The following is a 16,513-nucleotide window of genomic DNA, read 5'->3' as shown; positions in this document are numbered from 1 at the left end:
TCACATTCCCGGAAGGAACTGGATGAGCAGGTCGATGAGCTTGATGCCGATGAACGGGGCGATGATGCCGCCCAGGCCGTAGATGTAGAGGTTGCGGGACAGCAGTTTCGAGGCGCTGGAGGGCCGGTACTTCACCCCGCGCAGGGCCAGCGGGATCAGCGCGATGATGACGATCGCGTTGAAGACGACCGCGGACAGGATCGCCGACTGCGGGCTGTGCAGCCGCATGACGTTGAGCGTGTCCAGGCCCGGGTAGACGACGGCGAACATCGCCGGAATGATCGCGAAGTACTTGGCGATGTCGTTGGCGATCGAGAACGTCGTCAGCGCGCCCCGGGTGATCAGCAGTTGCTTGCCGATCTCCACGATCTCGATGAGCTTGGTGGGGTTGGAGTCCAGGTCCACCATGTTCCCGGCCTCTTTGGCGGCCGAGGTGCCGGTGTTCATCGCCACCCCGACATCGGCCTGGGCGAGCGCCGGGGCGTCGTTGGTTCCATCGCCCGTCATCGCGACGAGCTTGCCGCCCTCCTGCTCTCGTCTGATCAGCGCCATCTTGTCCTCGGGCTTGGCCTCGGCGAGGAAGTCGTCCACGCCCGCCTCGTCCGCGATGGCCTTGGCCGTCAACGGGTTGTCCCCGGTGATCATCACGGTCCGGATGCCCATGGCGCGCATCTCGTCGAACCGCTCGCGCATGCCGGCCTTGACCACGTCCTTGAGGTGGATGACACCGAGTACATGGGCGGTGGCACCACCGTGCTCGCGGATGACCTCGCCGACCACGAGCGGGGTTCCGCCGCCGGCCGAGATGCCGTCGACGATGTGGCCGACCTCGTCGGTGGGGTGACCGCCGTTGTCGCGGACCCACTTCATCACCGCGGTCGCGGCGCCCTTGCGCAGCGAGCGGCCCTCCTGGCCCTCTTCCAGGTCCACACCGGACATGCGGGTCTGGGCGGTGAACTCCACCCAGGACGCATGGCCGAGCTCGCCGGGCGTGCGCTCGCGTAGCCCGTACTCCGTCTTGGCGAACACCACGATGGAGCGGCCTTCGGGTGTCTCGTCCGCGAGACTGGACAGTTGCGCCGCGTCGGCGAGCCGCTGGGCGGTCACGCCGTCCACCGGGGTGAACTCCGCGGCCTGCCGGTTGCCCAGCGTGATGGTGCCGGTCTTGTCCAGCAACAGGGTGTTGACGTCCCCGGCCGCCTCGACCGCCCGGCCGCTCATCGCCAGCACGTTGCGCTGGACGAGGCGGTCCATGCCGGCGATGCCGATGGCGGACAGCAGCGCGCCGATCGTGGTCGGGATCAGGCAGACCAGCAGGGAGACCATCACGATGCCGGTCACGCCGTGGGCGTTCAGGGCCAGTGAGTCCGGGACGCCCGGTTGGTTCGCCTTGGAGAAGATCGCCAGCGGCTGAAGCGTGGCCACCGCCATCACGAAGATGATCGTCAGTGAGGCCAGCAGGATGTTCAGCGCGATCTCGTTCGGAGTCTTCTGCCGGTTCGCGCCCTCCACCAGCGCGATCATCTTGTCGATGAAGCTCTCGCCCGGCCTTTGGGTGATCTTGACGACGATCCGGTCCGACAGCACCTTGGTGCCGCCGGTGACCGCGGACCGGTCACCGCCCGACTCACGGATCACCGGCGCCGACTCACCCGTGATCGCCGACTCGTCCACACTCGCGATGCCCTCGACCACGTCACCGTCGCCGGGGATGATCTGGCCGGCCTCGACCACCACGTGGTCGCCCTGACGGAGCTCCGGCGCGGGCACGGCCTCTTCCGGGACGGCACGGCCGGGCGCCCAGCCGGACAGCCGGCGCGCCACCGTGTCGGTCTTGGCCCGGCGAAGCGCGTCGGCCTGGGCCTTGCCACGTCCTTCGGCGACGGCCTCGGCCAGATTGGCGAAGACGACGGTCAGCCAGAGCCACACCACGATGAGCCAGGCGAACCAGCTCGGCTCGGCCACGGCCAGGACCGTGCTCCACACCGCGCCGATCTCCACGATGAACATGACGGGGTTGCGCCACATCGTCCGCGGGTCGAGCTTCTTCACCGCGTCCGGTAGCGATCTCAGAAGCTGCTTCGGGTCGAGCAGGCCGCCCTGAACCCGGCCCCCCGGAGATTTCGGGGGCTCGGGGACGAAGGTCTGCGGGTCCATGAGTTCGGTCGACATTTAGTGGATTCCTTCGGCCAACGGCCCGAGCGCGAGCGCGGGGAGGAACGTGAGAGCGACGAGGATCACCGTGACGCCCGCGACCATGCCGACGAACTGCGGACGATGAGTGGGCAGCGTGCCCTCCGACGCGGGCGTGTGACCCTGACGTGCCAGCGACCCGGCCAGCGCCAGCGCGAAGATGATCGGCAGGAACCGCCCGAACACCATCGCCAGCCCCAGCGCCGTGTCGTACCAGGCCGTGTTGACGGTGATACCCGCGAACGCCGACCCGTTGTTGTTCGACGCCGACGTGAACGCGTACAACACCTCCGACAACCCGTGCGGGCCGCCGTTCAGCATGCCCGCGCGCTCGCCCGGGAGCGCCATCGCGAACGCGGTCCCGACCAGCACGCAGATCGGCGTGATCAGGAAGTAGGTCGCGGCGAACTTGATCTCGCGGCTGCTGATCTTCTTGCCCAGGTACTCCGGCGTACGGCCCACCATCAGACCGGCCACGAACACGGTGATCACCGCGAGGATCAACATCCCGTACAGGCCCGAACCCGTACCGCCCGGCGCGACCTCGCCCAGCATCATGTTGAACAGCGCCATCATGCCGCCGAGGCTCGTGTAGGAGTCATGGAAGGAGTTCACGGCCCCGGTCGAGGTGAGCGTGGTCGCGTCGGCGAACGTCGCCGAGTTGGCCACCCCGAACCGGGTCTCGACCCCCTCCATCGACGAGCCGATCGCGGTCGGAACGGTCCCGTGGTGCGTGAGCTGGAACGACATGATCAGCGTCATGCTCACGATCGCCAGACTCGCCATCACCGAGACGATCGCGTAGCCCTGCTTGTTGCTGCCGACCATCCGGCCGAACGTCCGGGGCAGGCTGAAGCTGATGACCAGCAGCAGGAGGATCTCGAACCAGTTCGTCCACGTCGTCGGGTTCTCGAACGGGTGGGCGGAGTTGGCGTTGTAGAACCCGCCGCCGTTCGTGCCGAGCTCCTTGATCGCCTCCTGGCTCGCCACCGGTCCGCCGGTGATCGACTGCTTCGTCCCGGCCAGCGTCTGGATCGTGTGCGGGTCGTGGAAGTTCTGCACGGCCCCACCCGCGATCAGCACGATCGCGCTGAGGGCGGCGAGGGGAAGCAGGATCCTCAGGCTGCCACGCACCAGGTCCACCCAGAAGTTCCCCAGATGCTCGGTCCGCTTACGGGCGAACCCCCGCACCAGGGCGATCGCGACGGCGATGCCGACCGCCGCGGAGACGAAGTTCTGCACCGCCAGCCCGGCCATCTGCACCAGGTGGCCCATGGTCGACTCACCCGAGTAGGACTGCCAGTTCGTGTTCGTGGTGAAACTGATCGCGGTGTTCCACGCCTGATGCGTCATCACCGGCTTGAAGCCCAGACTCAGCATCAAGTGGTTCTGCAGCCGCTGGAACCCGTACAGGAACAGGATGGACACCGCCGAGAAGGCCAGGACGCTGCGGGCGTAGACACCCCACGTCTGCTCGACGTCCGGCTTCACCCCGATCAACCGGTAGATCAGCCTCTCGGGACGTGAATGACGCACGCCCGAATACACCCGGTACATGTAATCGCCCAGCGGCCGGTACACCACGGCCAGAGCGAGCACGAGGGATCCCGCGAACAGGACCCCCGCGAACGTGGTGCTCATCTCAGAAACGCTCCGGGAAGAGTAGGGCGGCGATCAGAAAGACGAACAACACGATGGAGAGGATGAGCCCGATCAGGTTCTCGATGCTCACAACCGTTCCACCGCCTTCACGATCAGGCCGAACACGGCGAAGATCGCCACGGTCAGCAGGATGAATACCAGGTCAGCCATCTCTCGGTTCCTTCAGATGTACGAAGAGTCGCTGCTCGACCGGACCGCGTTGGCGCGGCACTTCGGCAGAGCCCTCCGTTGTTACGTTCGGCCCAAGGCCGGTCTCGTGGAACTCCGCCCAGAGCGGATCCGTGGGCCGGCCACCACTCGTGACCTCGGCGAGAGCGTGCGCGGACGCCGTGAGGACTCCTGCGAGGACGAGCACCACCGCACGCAGGACGTCGTCGCGCCCGGTGATCCTCACGTCGCCGAGCCGGTGCACGTCGAAGCCGGTTACGCACAGCCAGGCGACACCGCCGATGGCCGCCGCCCCGATGACGGGGCTCAGCCACCCCCAGGTGAGTACGGCCACGGCGACCGCCGCGAACCCCACCTGCCACGGCAGCCCGCCGAGCACGACGGCGAGCGCGAAGACGCAGGCGCTGCCACCGGCCAGCGACCAAGCGCAAGATTCCAGGCGCGTCATCGCGGTCCTCCTCGGCCCATCGCCCCCCTTCACCAGGGGCCACGTCAGGAGTTAACGCCGGAAATCAGGCGTAAAGACGGTCGTTGACGCCGTCTTAGCGCCCCAGCCGACGGCCTTAACGCGTTCCTAACGCTCGCCGCGCAGAGCCAGGAGGAGAGCGAGCAGCGCCCCGCCGAGGAGATAGCCCCCGACGACGTCGGTGAGCCAGTGGACGCCGAGGTAGACGCGGGAAATGCCGATCAGGGCGATCACCAGTCCGGCGGCACCGAGGAGGAGGGCGCGGGCGCGGCGGCCGCGTCCCGCCACGGCGAGGGCGGCCAGCAGGCCCCAGACGGCGACCGCCTGGGTGGCGTGCCCCGACGGGTAGGCGTAACCGCCGGGGTGGGTGATCATCTGGGCGACCGGCGGGCGTGCCCGGCCGATCGTGACCTTGAGGACCTGGTAGAGGACCATGGCGCCGCCGAGCGCGGCCCACAGGCTCGCGACGGTGTAGAGGTCGCGGCGGCGCCACCAAAGCAGGACGCCGGCGGCCAGCAGCACGGGGACGAGGACGGTCGTGGAGCCGAGCCGGGTCCAGGCCTCCAGCAGGACGTTGAGCCAGGGCGTACGGTGAGCGACCGCGTACGCCTGCACCCGGCGATCCGGCCCGGTCACCGGGGCGTCGGCCAGGACGAACGAGGTCAGCCCGGCGAAGGTACCGGCGCAGACCGCCCCGATCGTGGCCATGCGCCCGGCACGGGTCATCCGCGCACGGCCCGGCGGATCCTGGCGCGCCACCGGGCGCGGTGCCGCTCTCTGCGGCGGGCGCGGCGCCCGGCGGCGAGGTCGGCGAAGAGCGCCTCGTAGGTGCGGGCGATGGGAGCGGGGTCGAACCGGCGGGACGAGACGCGCGCGGCCTCGCCCATGCGGAGGCGCGCGGCGCGGTCGCCGATGAGGTCGAGCAGGGCGGCGGCGATCGCCTCGCCGTCGCCGACCGGGACGAGCAGGCCGTCGACGCCGTGCTCGATGATCTCGGCCGGGCCGAGCGGGCAGTCGGTGCTCACCACCGGGACGCCGCAGCGCATGGCCTCGACCAGGGTCATGCCGAACGACTCGGCGGCCGACGCGGACACGACGATGGACGACTGGGCGAACTCGGCGTCGATCGGTGAGCGCGAGCCCATCAGGGTCACCCGTTCGCCGAGGCCGCGCTCCTCGATGAGCCGGTGCAGGCGTTCCTTGTCGGGGCCGCCTCCGTAGAGGCGCAGGGACCAGTCTGGATACTTGGCGACGACGTCGGCGAAGGCGTCGATCAGCAGGTCGAAGCGTTTGCCGCGCACCAGCCGCCCGGCACCGGCGACGATCGGCGCGGTGCCGTCGGAGGGCGGTACGGCGGGTTCGGGCACGCTGTTCGGGACCGCAAGCACCCGTACGCCCGGCAGGCGCATCCGCGCCCGGTAGACGGCGGCGTCCGCCTCGGTGGTGGTGACCACGGCGTCCAGGCCGGCGTAGTGGCGGGCGAGTTCGGCGCGCAGCCTCGTGCCGTGAGCGTCGTGGGTCAGGTGCTCCTGGGCGATGCGCACCGCGCGGCGGGGGGCGAACCGGGCGAGGTAGACGTTGACGCCTGGCCGTGTACCGATGATCACGTCGGCGTCGGAGCCGCGGAGGTACGCCTCGGCCCGGTCGTCGGTGAGGCGGCTGTACTGCGCATAGCGCCGCTCGGCGGACGGGAAGACGAGGGCGGGCTCGTGCAGGCGCGGGTCGGTCGCATCGGTGGCATCCTCGCGGAGGTCGACGAGCGGTACGAGCGTCACACGCGGGTCGACCGTGAAGCGTGACCTCTCGCGGTGCCGGAGCATGGAGACGACCTCGACCTGGTGGCGCCCGGCGAGCGCGGCGGCCATGTTCAGGGTCGTCCGTACGGTCCCGCCGATGCCGTAGGCGTTGTGCAGCAGGAAGACGACCTTCACCGGGTCCCTCACAGAGTTGTACTTCTACAGTGCCGTAAAACTTCTACAACACTGTAGAAGATGAACTCAGAGAAGGCCAACCCGGGGTGTTCCGGGCGGAACGGTCAGCGTTCTACAGGGGTCCCGGCGCTCGCACCTCGCGCGTGTGCGACCAGGTCACCGAGGAGGTCGTCGGAGGTGTACGCCGTGCACAGCAGCAGCGCGAGGGCCGCGGCGACGAGACCGAGGCCGCGGCGGGGCGGCGGGCGCAGCAGCGCGGCGACCCGGCGCGGAACCGGTCCCGGGCGGGCCGCGCCGATGCCCATGCGCCCGGCGGCCCGCGGTCCGTACGCGAGGGCCATCGCGCCGATCACGCGCGCCGTCATGACGCGGTCGCCGACGGCGGCCGCCGCCCGCTCGTCGGCCCAGCGCTCGGTGGTGTACCAGAGCGCGCCCTCCAACGGCCACAGCAGCGGGTTGGCCGCCGCCGCGACGCGGACGACGGCGCGGAAGACGTGGTGCCGACCGGTCAGGTGGGCGAACTCATGGGCGAACAGCACCCGGCGCCCGGCCGGGTCGAGCGCGGCGAGCATGCCCGTCGACACGACCACCCGGCCGGGCACGGCGTACGCGTCGGCGCGGTCGTCGGCGACCACCGCGATCGTGCCGCCGCCGGGCAGTTCGCGTACCTCGCGCGCGGTCGCGCGCAGGGCGCGCACCTGCCCGGCCGCGGTGTAGCCGGCGCCGGCCAGGCCGAGCCCGAGCAACGCGGCGAAGGCCGGCCCCTCGCCGGCGAGCGCGAGCAGCGTGCCCATCGAACACAGGGCCAGCCCCGCCGCGAGCACGGTGAGCAGCCAGGAGGCCGTACGGGGCGGGAGATGCTCGGCGAGCGGGCGTGCGGCGAGCGCCGCGACCATCGGCGAGACCAGCGGGAGGTAGCCGTCCACGTCCACCATCGCTCAGCGGCCGTCCAGGAGCTCGCGCAGCAGACGTTCGTCCTGGTCGGACAGGGAGTCGACGAAGCGGGCGAGGACCGCTTCGCGGTCGGCCTCCCCCGCCATGGTCCGGTGCATGCGGCGGGCCACCAGGCCCGGCTCGTCACTCACCGGCGCGTAGGAGTAGGCCCGGCCCTCCTTGACGCGCGTCAACACGCTCTTGCCGTACATGCGCGAAAGGATCGTCACCACGGTGGTGTACGCGAGGTCGCTGGTCAGCAGGGACTGGACCTCGGAGGCGTTCAGTGGACGCCCGGCCCCCTGGAGGACCGCCATGACCTCGGCTTCGAGCGCACCCGCGGCCCGTCGCCCGCCCTCAGCCATGCCGACCTCCACGTTCCCGATGACCGATCCTCAGTGTGCCACGATCCGCCCGCCGGATCGCCGGACGGGGAGCCGCCCAGGCGGGACAGGGCGTGGCCCAGCACCCACCGGCCGGGCCGCCCGCCCGGCCAGGCGACGAGGGCGCCGCACAGCAGGCCCGCCGCCACGTCGTGCGGATAGTGCACGCCGATGTAGACCCGCGCCACCGCGATCACCAGCGCGTTCACCGCCGCGACGACGCCGAGGCGCCGGTCGAGGGCCCACACCGCCGCGGCACCGGCGCCGGCGAGCACCGCGTGGTTGCTGGGGAACGCGTAGTCCCCGAGCGGCGGGCAGGCCGCCACGAGGTGGCCGGCCGGCAGCGTCCGGCACGGACGCCGCTCGCCGACCGCGAGCTTGAGCAGGGTGCCGAGCACGGCCGCCACCGCCATCGCGGCCGGTACCCACAGTGCCCGCGGCAGCGACCTGGTCCGCCACAGCCCGGCCGCCGCGAGCACGAGGAAGAGCACCAGCCCGTAGTCGCTCCACCCGCTCGCGGCTCCGTTGAGCCAGGTCGTGTGCCGTGCCAGCGCGACCATGTCGCGATAGACGGCGTCGTCGAAACCCACATAGACCTCTCAAGACGCCCGGTCCTATGCCAGGAACAAAAATCTACATTAGTGTAGTTTTTGCTTGGAGAGTCAGCCGCGGGTGACGCGGAGGAGATGGAGGGCCGCGTCGGGGAGTTCACGGCCGCGGGGCCAGACCGCGCGCAGGACGCGGTCGAGGGGAAGTTCGGACGGGACCTCCACCAGGCGGCCCGCCGCGATCTCGTCCGCCACGGCCAGGGCGCTCAGCACGGCCGGGGCGGTCCCCGAGATCGCCGCCAAGCGCAGCGGCGCGGTCGCGCCGAGTTCGAGGGCGGGCTCGGCCACTCCCCCGTACGGCATGAGCGCCGCCTCCAACGTCTCACGGGTGCCCGACCCCGCCTCGCGCAGCAGCAGCGGCGTCGCCGCCAGTTCGACCGGGCGCAGCGCGCGGCGCTTGCGGGACCACGGATGGGACGGCGCGACCACGACGACGAGACGGTCCCGTGCGACGGCGCGGCTGTGCAGGTCGCGCGGCGCGCCCCGGCCCTCGATGAAGCCGAGGTCGGCCTCGCCCCCGCGCAGGCGCTCGATCACGTGCGCGCTGTTGGCGACGTTCAGCTCGACGTGCACACCCGGGTCGACCTCCCGCAGCGTGACGAGCCAGCCGGGCATGAGGTGCTCGGCGATGGTCAGGCTCGCCGTCACGCGCAGCCGGCCGTGCTGGCGGGCGCGGAGCGCGGCGGCCCCTTCGACCAGCGCGTACGCCTGTTCGAGCACGGTCCTGGACCAGTCGGTCACGACGAGCCCGGCGGAGGTGAGCCGCGAGCCGCTGGGCGAGCGCAGGAGCAGCTTCACGCCCAGCCGCCGCTCCAGCGTGCCCATCCGGGCGCTCGCCGACGGCTGGCTGATGCCCTGGCGCGCCGCCGCCTGGCCGAGGCTGCCGGTCTCGGCGACCGCGACGAGGAGTTCGAGCGCCTCCAGGTCCGGCAGACGTTGAGTCATAGGGCGACCCTATGACCTCCCAGTGGAACACCTGCTAGTCCGGGCTCCGGACGGGCCTGATGCTGGAGATCATGACCACCTCGACCACCCGGCCGCACGCGCTCCCCCGGCCGCGGACCGTCGCGGTCCGTACGGGCCGCCGGACGGCCCGGTTCCGCCGGGCGCGCGAGCTCGGGCCGGGGCTGGCGGTGTGCGCGGCCGCGGTGATCGTCGCCTGGGGCGTGCACCGCCTGGCCGGCGCGGTCCCGATGCTCACGGCCGCCCTGCTCCTGGGCGTCGTCGCGGTCAACACCGGCGTCCTGCCGGAGTCCACGCGGGCGGGCTCGCGCTACGCGGCCACCACGCTGATGCGGGCGGGCGTCGTGCTGCTCGGCCTGCAGGTCGCGCTGCGCGACATCGCCGGGCTGGGCTGGCAGACCATCGTCATGACCGTGTTCGTGCTGCTCGCGACGCTGCTCGGCACCCGCTGGCTGGGCCGCCGGATGGGGCTGCCGCCGCGGATGTCGCTGCTGGTCGCCTCCGGGTTCGCGATCTGCGGCGCGTCGGCCGTCGCCGCGGTCGACGGCGTCCTCGGCTCCGGTGAGGACGCCGCCGACCACGAGCGCGACGCCGCGACCGCGGTCGCCCTGGTCACCCTCTGCGGCACCCTCGCGATCGCGGTGATGCCCGCCGCCGGTCACCTGCTCGGCCTGTCCCCGTACGACACCGGCCGGTGGGTGGGCGCGAGCGTGCACGACGTCGGGCAGGTCGTCGCCACCGCCACGGTCGTCGGCCCGGCGGCGCTCGTCCCGGCGATCGCGGTCAAGCTCGTCCGGGTCGCCATGCTGGCCCCGGTCACCGCGGTGACCGCGCTGCGCGTACGGCGGACCGGGACGTCGGCGCGGCGGCCGCCGGTGCTGCCGGTGTTCCTGGTCACCTTCCTGGCCATGGTGGTGATCCGCTCGACCGGGGCGCTGCCGCAGGGCGTGCTGGATGGGGCGGGCACCGCGAAGGACCTGCTGTTCGCCGCCGCGCTCTTCGGCCTGGGCAGCGCCGTACGGCTGCGGGTGCTGGTCCGCACCGGCCACCGCGCCCTGCTCCTCGGCCTCACGTCGTGGGTCCTGATCGCCGGGATCTCCTACGCGGGCGTGCTGCTCACCCGCTGACGAGAACGCGGAGCCCGCCGCCGGCGACACTCAGCGGCGGCGGGCTCCGAACCAGGCTCAGCGGACCTCGGTGATCTCCGGGCCGCGCTCAAAAGGGTTCAGCGGAGGGCGGTCCTCGCCTTCCTCGCCCTCGGCCTCGGCCGCCATGGCCTGCTGGGCCTCGGCGGGCAGGGTCAGCTCGAGGAGCTCCCGCGGCGGCATCGGCGCGTCGCCGCGCGCGACGACGATCTGCTGGAAGACCTGCTCCATGACGGCGGCCTGCTCCGAGTCCTCCAGAGCGGCGCCGCTGAGCACGCCCCGCAGGAACCAGCGCGGGCCGTCGACGCCGATGAAGCGGACCGGCTGCCAGCCGAAGCCCTGCTCGGCGATGTCGGCGGGAACCTGGTCGCGCATCTCCTCGGGGATGGCCACCGGGACCATGCCGTGCAGCTCGGTGCCGAACGGACCCTCGGCCTCCTGGGTCTCCCCTTCGGCCTGCTTGATCTCGTCGGCGGTCTCCTTGCGGACCTCGTCCCAGATGCCGTTCTTCTTCGGCGCCGCGAAGGGCTGCACCTGAAGGCCGCTCTCACCGTGCACGATCGTGATCGCGACGATGCGGCCCCCGACGGGGTTGCCCTCGGCGTCCTGCTCGACGGCCTCGACGTTCACCTGGATCTCGATACCCTCGCCGATCGGCACCTGGATCGCGCCGAAGTCGACCCGTTCCATCTCGGGTACGGACTCGGCCTCGGAGTCCCACGGGCCGCCGTGCGTCACTACCGCGGGCTCGTCACTGTCGATCTCCTCGTCCGCGACGGTCTCCTCGTCGGTCGGCTCGAGGTCGTTCTCGGGCTCATCGTCCCGACGACGGCGTCGAAACACGACTCACGCTCCTTCACTCCTGTGCTGGGCGGACGCGCCTGCGACGCGACCTGCTTGGACGTTCCCCGTGTACCCGCCGGTGGAACCGAACCCGCCGTCTCCGCGGGCCGAGCCGGGCAGGGTCTCGACCTCATGGAAGACCGCCCGCTCCACACGCTGGATGACCAGCTGTGCGATGCGGTCGCCGCGCTGGAGACGCACGGTGTTGCGGATGTCGGTGTTCAGCAGGGTGACCTTGATCTCTCCCCGGTAGCCCGCGTCGACCGTGCCCGGGGCGTTGACGATCGTCACTCCCAATCTAGCCGCCAGTCCGGACCGCGGATGCACGAAGGCCGCGTAGCCGTCGGGCATCGCGATCGCGATGCCGGTCGGCACCACCACGCGCTCGCCCGGTGCCAGCTCCACGTCCTCGCCGGCGACGAGGTCGGCGCCCGCGTCGCCGGGGTGCGCGTACACCGGCGCCGGCAGGTCCGGATCGAGCCGCCGGATGAGTACGTCCACTGTCACGGGTTCACCTCTTCGTTCATGGGCACTGGCACGTCACCTGGCGCGACACTATCGCCTGCCGGACCATTCTCCGGTGACCTGGGCCTGGAGCCACATCGCGCTCACGGCGAGCGCGGCTCCTCCGGCTCCTCGTCGGACGGGGAATCGCGCTCGGAGGGTTCGGCGTCACGGCCGCGGGCGAGCGAGGGCGGTTTGGCCGGCGCCTCGGCGGGCGTCGGCTCGGGTGAGCCGCGCAGCGCCGGCACCGCGCGGTAGATGACCGCGGCCGTCGGCACCGCGACCGCGGCGCCCGGAATGCCGGCGACCACACCGCCGACCGTGATCGCCAAGATGATCGCGAGCGGGTGGAACCGCACCCAGCGCCCGACCACGAGCGGCTGCAGGACGTGCCCTTCGAGCTGCTGTTCGAGCACCAGGATGCCGAGGAAGATGAGCGCCGCGATGCCGCCCTTGACGCTGAACACCACGAGGACGGCGATCGCCCCGGCGATGAGGATGCCGACGATCGGGATGAAGCTGCCGAAGAAGATGATGACGGCGAGCGGTGCGACGAGCGGCACGCCCATCACGGCCAGCACGACCGCCATGACGACCGCGTGGATGGCCGCCACGATCACCGTGCCGTGGACGTACTGGGACAGCGTCTCCCACGAGGCCCGCCCGGCTCGGTCGAAGCGGTCGCGGTAGGGGCCGAGGCCGCTGATGAGCCAGTTCCAGATCCCGCGCCCGTCCTTGAGCAGGAAGAACGTCACGAAGAACAGGAAGACGATCGAGGCGATCACCTCGCCCGCGACGGTGGCGCCGGTGAAGACCGTGCCGACCACCTTGCCGCGCTGCTGCTCCAGCTGCTTGAGGAGCTCGTCCGCGACCGACTGGAGCTGGGAGTTCTTCAGGTGGAACGGCCCGGTGACCAGCCAGTTCTGCGCCTGCTTGACGGTGTACTGGATCCGGTCGACGAGGAAGGGGAACTGGTCGTTGGCCTGGATGCCGACGAAGGTGCCGACGCCGCCGAGCACCCCGAGCGCCAGGAGGAGGGTCAGCCAGGTGGCGGCGAGCGAGGGCATCCACCGGCGCAGCCGCTCGGTGACCGGATGGAGCAGGGCGCACAGCAGGAGGGCGACCGCGCACGGGAGCACGACCAGGCGCAACTTGTCGATGATGTGGGCGAACGCGTAGAGGACGATGCCGATAACGATCAGCCGCCAGCACCACGCCGCCGCGCCGGCAAGTGCCGCGGGCACTCGCGGGTCCTTTTCGGTCACGTGTCGCCTCCGTCCTCCGGCCCGTCCCGACGTCCTGTGTTCATCCGGTCGCCCATCGTGTCACGCCTTCCATCTCATGGCACGACGCCCCGGTGGCCCTGGATGTTGTCCTCGCTGCGGAGTTGGCCACATACGGGCAACGACGATTCGCAGGTCACACGCTTGGGGAGCAGAGGTGTATACGGACATATGCCCGATCGATGCTTTTCTCGGGCGGCCGTAAACGGGAGGCACACTTCATGGCCAAGAGCGTTGTTCACCGAGCCCTCGACGGGTATCGCTTCCACATCTCCGGCGACCTCGACCTCACCCATCCGTTCAGCTCCGTGGCGCGCTACGCGGTCGACGGCAGGCTCTACGAGCTCACCTCCGGAGTCCACGACGTCGCCGGCGGCTGGGCCGGTGACCTGGGCATCCGGAAGTTCGACGACGAGTTCTCCCTGCCGCACGGGCGATTGCGGACCACCCGGGTCACCGACTACGACAAGCGGTCCGGGCTGGAGGACCAGTTGCTCGCCGTCGTGTGGCAGGGCAAGCGGTACTCGCTGTTCGTCCCGATGTACAACGCCAAGCCCGCCGACGCCGTACGGGTCTTCCAGCTCCTCGGCGTGACCGAGCACGACGACGGCCTCACCGTCGCCTCGCGCAACCCCAGGCGCGCCGGCCTCGCCGAGCCCTCCGAGCTCGCCAAGGAGGTGCCCGGGATCGGCCTGCTGGAGATGACGGCGCTGAACAAGACGACCGCGCGGCGGCTGCCCTCCTGGCACGGCGCCCGTCTCCCGCACGGTGAGCTGTTCCGCGACACACTCGACGACGACAGCACCTACTTCCTGCTCGCCACCCCGACCGCGATGGTCACCGTGCTGCCGCACGAGGGCGAGGCCCCCAAGGTGGCGTCGCGCCTCGGCGCGCTCAAGGTCGAGACCGTCTCCTGATGGCGGAGCTGCTCACGGGCGTCTGCGCGGGAACCGTCGCACTCGTCCTCCTCGCGGCGTTCGCCGGGCACCTGCGCGCCCCGCGTACGCTGCCGGCCGCACTGGCCGCCCACCGTGTCGTGCCGGGTCCGCTGCGGTGGGCGGTCGCGGTCGCCGCCGCGGTGCTCGAAGGGGTGCTCGGGGCGGGTACCGGCTACGCGCTGGTCGCCGGGCGCGCGCACCTTCTCACCCTCGCGGCGAGCGGCGCCGCGGTCCTGCTCGCGCTGTACGCGGCGTACGCCCTGTACGTCCTGCGCACCCGGCCGAGCGTGCCGTGCGGATGCGCGACCGGGCCGGGCGGCGACGCGCCGATGACCGGCTGGGTGCCCGGACGCGCCACCGCGCTCGCGCTGGCCTCGGTGGCCGCGGCCGCCGGGTCGGGGCCCGCGACGGGCTCCCACGGCACGCACGTCGCCGTCCTCCTCCTGTCCTCCGTCGTGTTCGCGGTGCTGCTCTCGCTGCTGCCGCAGGCCATGTTCGACCCTGAAAGGCGGCCCGCCTGATGAGCTTCGAGACCACCGCACTGCTGGTGACCTGGGTGGCCCTCGTGCTGCTCGCGCTGGTCGTGGCCGGGCTGGTGCGCCAGGTGCACCAGCTCACGCAGGGGCCCCGCACGCGGGAGCTCGGGCTGCCGGCCGGCGCCCCCGCGCCCGCCCCGGACGTGCTCGGGATCGAACCGGGCCGGGCGACCCTCCTGCTGTTCCTGAGCGAGGACTGCCCGGTCTGCCACGACGTCTTCGAGGAGGCGCTCGGCATCGACGGCGGCCCGGCGACCAGGGCGGTCTTCGCCGGGGCGGCGATCGAGGCCGTGCCGCCCGACGGCATGCGCGTCCTGACCGGCCGCCAGGAACTCTTCACCGACTACCAGGTGCCGGCCACGCCGTACGGGGTGATCGTCGGGGCGGACGGCCGGGTGCGCACGGCCGAGCCGGTCGGCTCCGTACGCGGTCTGCGCGAGCTGGTCGCCCAGATGGGCGGGCGGCTGCGCGACGACGCCGAGCTCGGCAGCGCGCGATGACAGGGCACGGGCGAACCGCAGGTCCGCCGGAGGAACCAGGAGGGGACATGCTCGAACTCGACCAGATACCGCCACTGCGCGGGCCCCGGCCCGAAGGCGCGGAGCGGGTGCGCCGACGCGCCCCCGCGGCGACCGCCGTGGGCGTCGGCCGCCGGTCCATGCTCGGCGGCGCGGTCGCCGCGGGCACGACGGCCGGGCTGGCCGCCATCGGGGTCTTCACCCCGGCGCGCAAGGCCCTGGCCTCGGGGTACGGCACCAAGGGCTGGACTCCGGGTCCCTACACGAAGGGGCTGACGCCGGGCTACTACGACATCTACCCCACGTGCCCGTCGTACGCCTCGGATCACAACTGCTCCCCCGGCTGCGGGCCCAGCACGGTCGTGTCCACCGCCTGCCGGACGAGCGGGACGTACAAGGGCTACCACAAGTCCGGTGTCTCGAACCCGGGCCAGTACAAGCTGCGGCCGAACGAGTGCTACGGGAGCAAGTACGACGGCTGGATCTGGCACTACGCGAATCCCTGCGGCAACTGCGCGACCTCGGTGACCTGGCGGTGCCACGACGGCTGGACGAAGAGCGCGGCCGGAAGCTGGTACAAGTCCATCTGCCGGTGGGCGTATGCCTGCAGCTGAGACCAGGCCCGCGGGGCGCCTGCGCCGGGGGCTGACCGAGCCGTTGCTGCCGTTCGCCGTGCTGGCCCTGCTGGCCGTCGCGGCGGCGGCGGCCGGCCAGGTCGTCCTGTGCTGGGCCTCGGTCGGCGCGCTCGCGGGCTACTCGCTCTCCGGCTCGGTTTGAACGCGTAACAGCGATTTCGTGCTGTTCTCGCCAGGTTGGCGGGCACCCGTACGGCAGGGCGAGGTCCTGGCCGTCTTCACCCTCGGGCTGCTGCTCGGGGGCACGCTCAGCGCGACCGTGCTGTGGCTGCTGTCCGGCTTCGCCGCACCCGTACCCGGGCCCGTGCGCACCGGCGCGATCCTTGCCGTCGCGGTCCTCGGCGTCGCGCGCGAGGCCGGCTGGGTGCGCATCCCGATGCCGCAGAACGCCCGGCAGATCCCGCAGGAGGTGCTGCAGTACAAGATCCGGCGGGGCGCCCTGCAGTTCGGCTTCGAACTCGGCACCGGCGTGCGAACCTTCGTCTCCGCCAGCGCCCCGTACGTCGTGGCGCTCGGATTGCTGCTCGGCCACCAGGGGCCGGCCACCACGATCCTGACGGGCACCGGTTTCGGGGTGGGCCGCGCGGTGACGGCGACGGTCCGGTACGCGAGCCGCCACGACGAATGGGACGACCGCCGCCTGATCCGGATGCCCCTGGTGACCAACGCGATCGGCGTGACCGTGCTGGCCGCCCTGGCGCTCCTCCTGCTGGGCTGATCCCTCGTCAGGCGCGGCGCGTGAGCCGGAGCACACGCAAAGGCCCCCACCCGCGGACCGCGACCACGCCGGGGGCGCTCATCTAC

General features: G+C 71.6%; 20 protein-coding genes. 7 read left to right on the top strand and 13 right to left on the bottom strand.

Annotated features, from left to right (window positions below):
• From kdpB to QWU11_RS20780, 10 genes are all read right to left on the bottom strand, one after another.
• Positions 1-2,172 (bottom strand): potassium-transporting ATPase subunit KdpB, encoded by a 2,172-nt coding sequence (gene kdpB, locus QWU11_RS20825; RefSeq protein ID WP_290115737.1) that lies wholly within the window; start codon positions 2,170-2,172, stop codon positions 1-3.
• Positions 2,173-3,834, bottom strand: a complete 1,662-nt coding sequence (kdpA, locus tag QWU11_RS20820) for a potassium-transporting ATPase subunit KdpA (RefSeq protein WP_290115736.1) — start codon at positions 3,832-3,834, stop codon at positions 2,173-2,175.
• Position 3,835: 1 nt separating this feature from the next.
• The gene (gene kdpF, locus QWU11_RS20815; protein WP_290115735.1) at positions 3,836-3,925 is read right to left on the bottom strand and encodes a K(+)-transporting ATPase subunit F; all 90 of its coding nucleotides are present in this window, start codon (positions 3,923-3,925) and stop codon (positions 3,836-3,838) included.
• 72 nt (positions 3,926-3,997) lie between these two features.
• Complete coding sequence (locus tag QWU11_RS20810) at positions 3,998-4,471, bottom strand: hypothetical protein (RefSeq protein WP_290115734.1); 474 nt, start codon at positions 4,469-4,471, stop codon at positions 3,998-4,000.
• A 126-nt stretch (positions 4,472-4,597) separates the two neighbouring features.
• Positions 4,598-5,215 (bottom strand): phosphatase PAP2 family protein, encoded by a 618-nt coding sequence (locus QWU11_RS20805; RefSeq protein ID WP_290115733.1) that lies wholly within the window; start codon positions 5,213-5,215, stop codon positions 4,598-4,600.
• Complete coding sequence (locus QWU11_RS20800; RefSeq protein ID WP_290115732.1) at positions 5,212-6,432, bottom strand: glycosyltransferase family 4 protein; 1,221 nt, start codon at positions 6,430-6,432, stop codon at positions 5,212-5,214. The genes QWU11_RS20805 and QWU11_RS20800 overlap by 4 nt, the downstream gene beginning before the upstream one ends.
• Positions 6,433-6,524: 92 nt before the next feature.
• On the bottom strand, positions 6,525-7,355 hold the full coding sequence (locus QWU11_RS20795; protein WP_290115731.1) for a M56 family metallopeptidase: 831 nt from the start codon (positions 7,353-7,355) through the stop codon (positions 6,525-6,527).
• Between the two features lie 3 nt (positions 7,356-7,358).
• Positions 7,359-7,670 (bottom strand): BlaI/MecI/CopY family transcriptional regulator, encoded by a 312-nt coding sequence (locus QWU11_RS20790; protein ID WP_290115730.1) that lies wholly within the window; start codon positions 7,668-7,670, stop codon positions 7,359-7,361.
• Positions 7,637-8,326, bottom strand: coding sequence for a phosphatase PAP2 family protein (locus QWU11_RS20785; RefSeq protein WP_290115721.1), 690 nt, complete (start codon positions 8,324-8,326; stop codon positions 7,637-7,639). Before QWU11_RS20785 ends, QWU11_RS20790 begins: the two co-directional genes overlap by 34 nt.
• A gap of 72 nt (positions 8,327-8,398) precedes the next feature.
• A complete protein-coding gene (locus tag QWU11_RS20780) occupies positions 8,399-9,289 on the bottom strand; it encodes a LysR family transcriptional regulator (protein WP_290115719.1) in 891 nt (296 codons plus the stop codon).
• Between the two features lie 71 nt (positions 9,290-9,360).
• Here QWU11_RS20780 and QWU11_RS20775 point away from each other — a divergent pair, with 71 nt between their 5' ends.
• A complete protein-coding gene (locus QWU11_RS20775; protein ID WP_290115717.1) occupies positions 9,361-10,434 on the top strand; it encodes a putative sulfate exporter family transporter in 1,074 nt (357 codons plus the stop codon).
• 57 nt (positions 10,435-10,491) lie between these two features.
• Here QWU11_RS20775 and QWU11_RS20770 read toward each other — a convergent pair whose 3' ends face one another.
• The 3 genes from QWU11_RS20770 to QWU11_RS20760 all read right to left on the bottom strand — a co-directional run bounded on the left by QWU11_RS20770 (position 10,492) and on the right by QWU11_RS20760 (position 13,064).
• A complete protein-coding gene (locus tag QWU11_RS20770; RefSeq protein ID WP_290115712.1) occupies positions 10,492-11,295 on the bottom strand; it encodes a DUF3710 domain-containing protein in 804 nt (267 codons plus the stop codon).
• Positions 11,296-11,298: 3 nt separating this feature from the next.
• Positions 11,299-11,802: a dUTP diphosphatase gene (gene dut / locus QWU11_RS20765; protein ID WP_290115702.1), complete on the bottom strand. Its 504-nt coding sequence runs from the start codon at positions 11,800-11,802 to the stop codon at positions 11,299-11,301.
• A gap of 101 nt (positions 11,803-11,903) precedes the next feature.
• Positions 11,904-13,064 carry an AI-2E family transporter gene (locus QWU11_RS20760; protein ID WP_290115699.1) on the bottom strand — a complete coding sequence of 387 codons (1,161 nt, stop codon included), beginning with the start codon at positions 13,062-13,064 and terminating at the stop codon, positions 11,904-11,906.
• A gap of 239 nt (positions 13,065-13,303) precedes the next feature.
• Between QWU11_RS20760 and QWU11_RS20755 the strand changes: the two genes are divergently transcribed.
• From QWU11_RS20755 to QWU11_RS20730, 6 genes are read left to right on the top strand one after another with little or no spacing between them, the layout of a single operon-like run.
• Positions 13,304-13,999, top strand: coding sequence for a hypothetical protein (locus tag QWU11_RS20755; RefSeq protein WP_290115698.1), 696 nt, complete (start codon positions 13,304-13,306; stop codon positions 13,997-13,999).
• Entirely contained in the window at positions 13,999-14,541 is a 543-nt protein-coding gene (locus QWU11_RS20750) for a MauE/DoxX family redox-associated membrane protein (protein WP_290115697.1), read from the top strand. The genes QWU11_RS20755 and QWU11_RS20750 overlap by 1 nt, the downstream gene beginning before the upstream one ends.
• On the top strand, positions 14,541-15,056 hold the full coding sequence (locus QWU11_RS20745) for a hypothetical protein (RefSeq protein ID WP_290115696.1): 516 nt from the start codon (positions 14,541-14,543) through the stop codon (positions 15,054-15,056). The genes QWU11_RS20750 and QWU11_RS20745 overlap by 1 nt, the downstream gene beginning before the upstream one ends.
• Before the next feature lie 47 nt (positions 15,057-15,103).
• A complete protein-coding gene (locus QWU11_RS20740) occupies positions 15,104-15,688 on the top strand; it encodes a hypothetical protein (RefSeq protein WP_290115694.1) in 585 nt (194 codons plus the stop codon).
• Entirely contained in the window at positions 15,675-15,851 is a 177-nt protein-coding gene (locus QWU11_RS20735; protein ID WP_290115693.1) for a hypothetical protein, read from the top strand. Before QWU11_RS20740 ends, QWU11_RS20735 begins: the two co-directional genes overlap by 14 nt.
• Before the next feature lie 18 nt (positions 15,852-15,869).
• Positions 15,870-16,427: a hypothetical protein gene (locus QWU11_RS20730; RefSeq protein ID WP_290115692.1), complete on the top strand. Its 558-nt coding sequence runs from the start codon at positions 15,870-15,872 to the stop codon at positions 16,425-16,427.
• Positions 16,428-16,513 lie beyond the last annotated feature (86 nt).

It is taken from the genome of Actinomadura sp. DC4 (assembly GCF_030406325.1).
In the GTDB taxonomy this organism is placed as follows: Bacteria; Actinomycetota; Actinomycetes; order Streptosporangiales; family Streptosporangiaceae; genus Actinoallomurus.
Note: the sequence above shows the minus strand (reverse complement) of the source record. Positions and strands in the feature narration are given on the sequence as shown.

Bases quoted from the DNA above. Each gene is read 5' to 3' on its own strand.
- kdpB (WP_290115737.1), bottom strand. From the start codon at position 2,172: ATGTCGACCGAACTCATGGACCCGCAGACCTTCGTCCCCGAGCCCCCG.
- kdpA (WP_290115736.1), bottom strand. From the start codon at position 3,834: ATGAGCACCACGTTCGCGGGGGTCCTGTTCGCGGGATCCCTCGTGCTC.
- QWU11_RS20810 (WP_290115734.1), bottom strand. From the start codon at position 4,471: ATGACGCGCCTGGAATCTTGCGCTTGGTCGCTGGCCGGTGGCAGCGCC.
- QWU11_RS20805 (WP_290115733.1), bottom strand. From the start codon at position 5,215: ATGACCCGTGCCGGGCGCATGGCCACGATCGGGGCGGTCTGCGCCGGT.
- QWU11_RS20795 (WP_290115731.1), bottom strand. From the start codon at position 7,355: ATGGTGGACGTGGACGGCTACCTCCCGCTGGTCTCGCCGATGGTCGCG.
- QWU11_RS20790 (WP_290115730.1), bottom strand. From the start codon at position 7,670: ATGGCGGTCCTCCAGGGGGCCGGGCGTCCACTGAACGCCTCCGAGGTC.
- QWU11_RS20780 (WP_290115719.1), bottom strand. From the start codon at position 9,289: ATGACTCAACGTCTGCCGGACCTGGAGGCGCTCGAACTCCTCGTCGCG.
- QWU11_RS20775 (WP_290115717.1), top strand. From the start codon at position 9,361: ATGACCACCTCGACCACCCGGCCGCACGCGCTCCCCCGGCCGCGGACC.
- QWU11_RS20755 (WP_290115698.1), top strand. From the start codon at position 13,304: ATGGCCAAGAGCGTTGTTCACCGAGCCCTCGACGGGTATCGCTTCCAC.
- QWU11_RS20750 (WP_290115697.1), top strand. From the start codon at position 13,999: ATGGCGGAGCTGCTCACGGGCGTCTGCGCGGGAACCGTCGCACTCGTC.
- QWU11_RS20745 (WP_290115696.1), top strand. From the start codon at position 14,541: ATGAGCTTCGAGACCACCGCACTGCTGGTGACCTGGGTGGCCCTCGTG.
- QWU11_RS20740 (WP_290115694.1), top strand. From the start codon at position 15,104: ATGCTCGAACTCGACCAGATACCGCCACTGCGCGGGCCCCGGCCCGAA.
- QWU11_RS20735 (WP_290115693.1), top strand. From the start codon at position 15,675: ATGCCTGCAGCTGAGACCAGGCCCGCGGGGCGCCTGCGCCGGGGGCTG.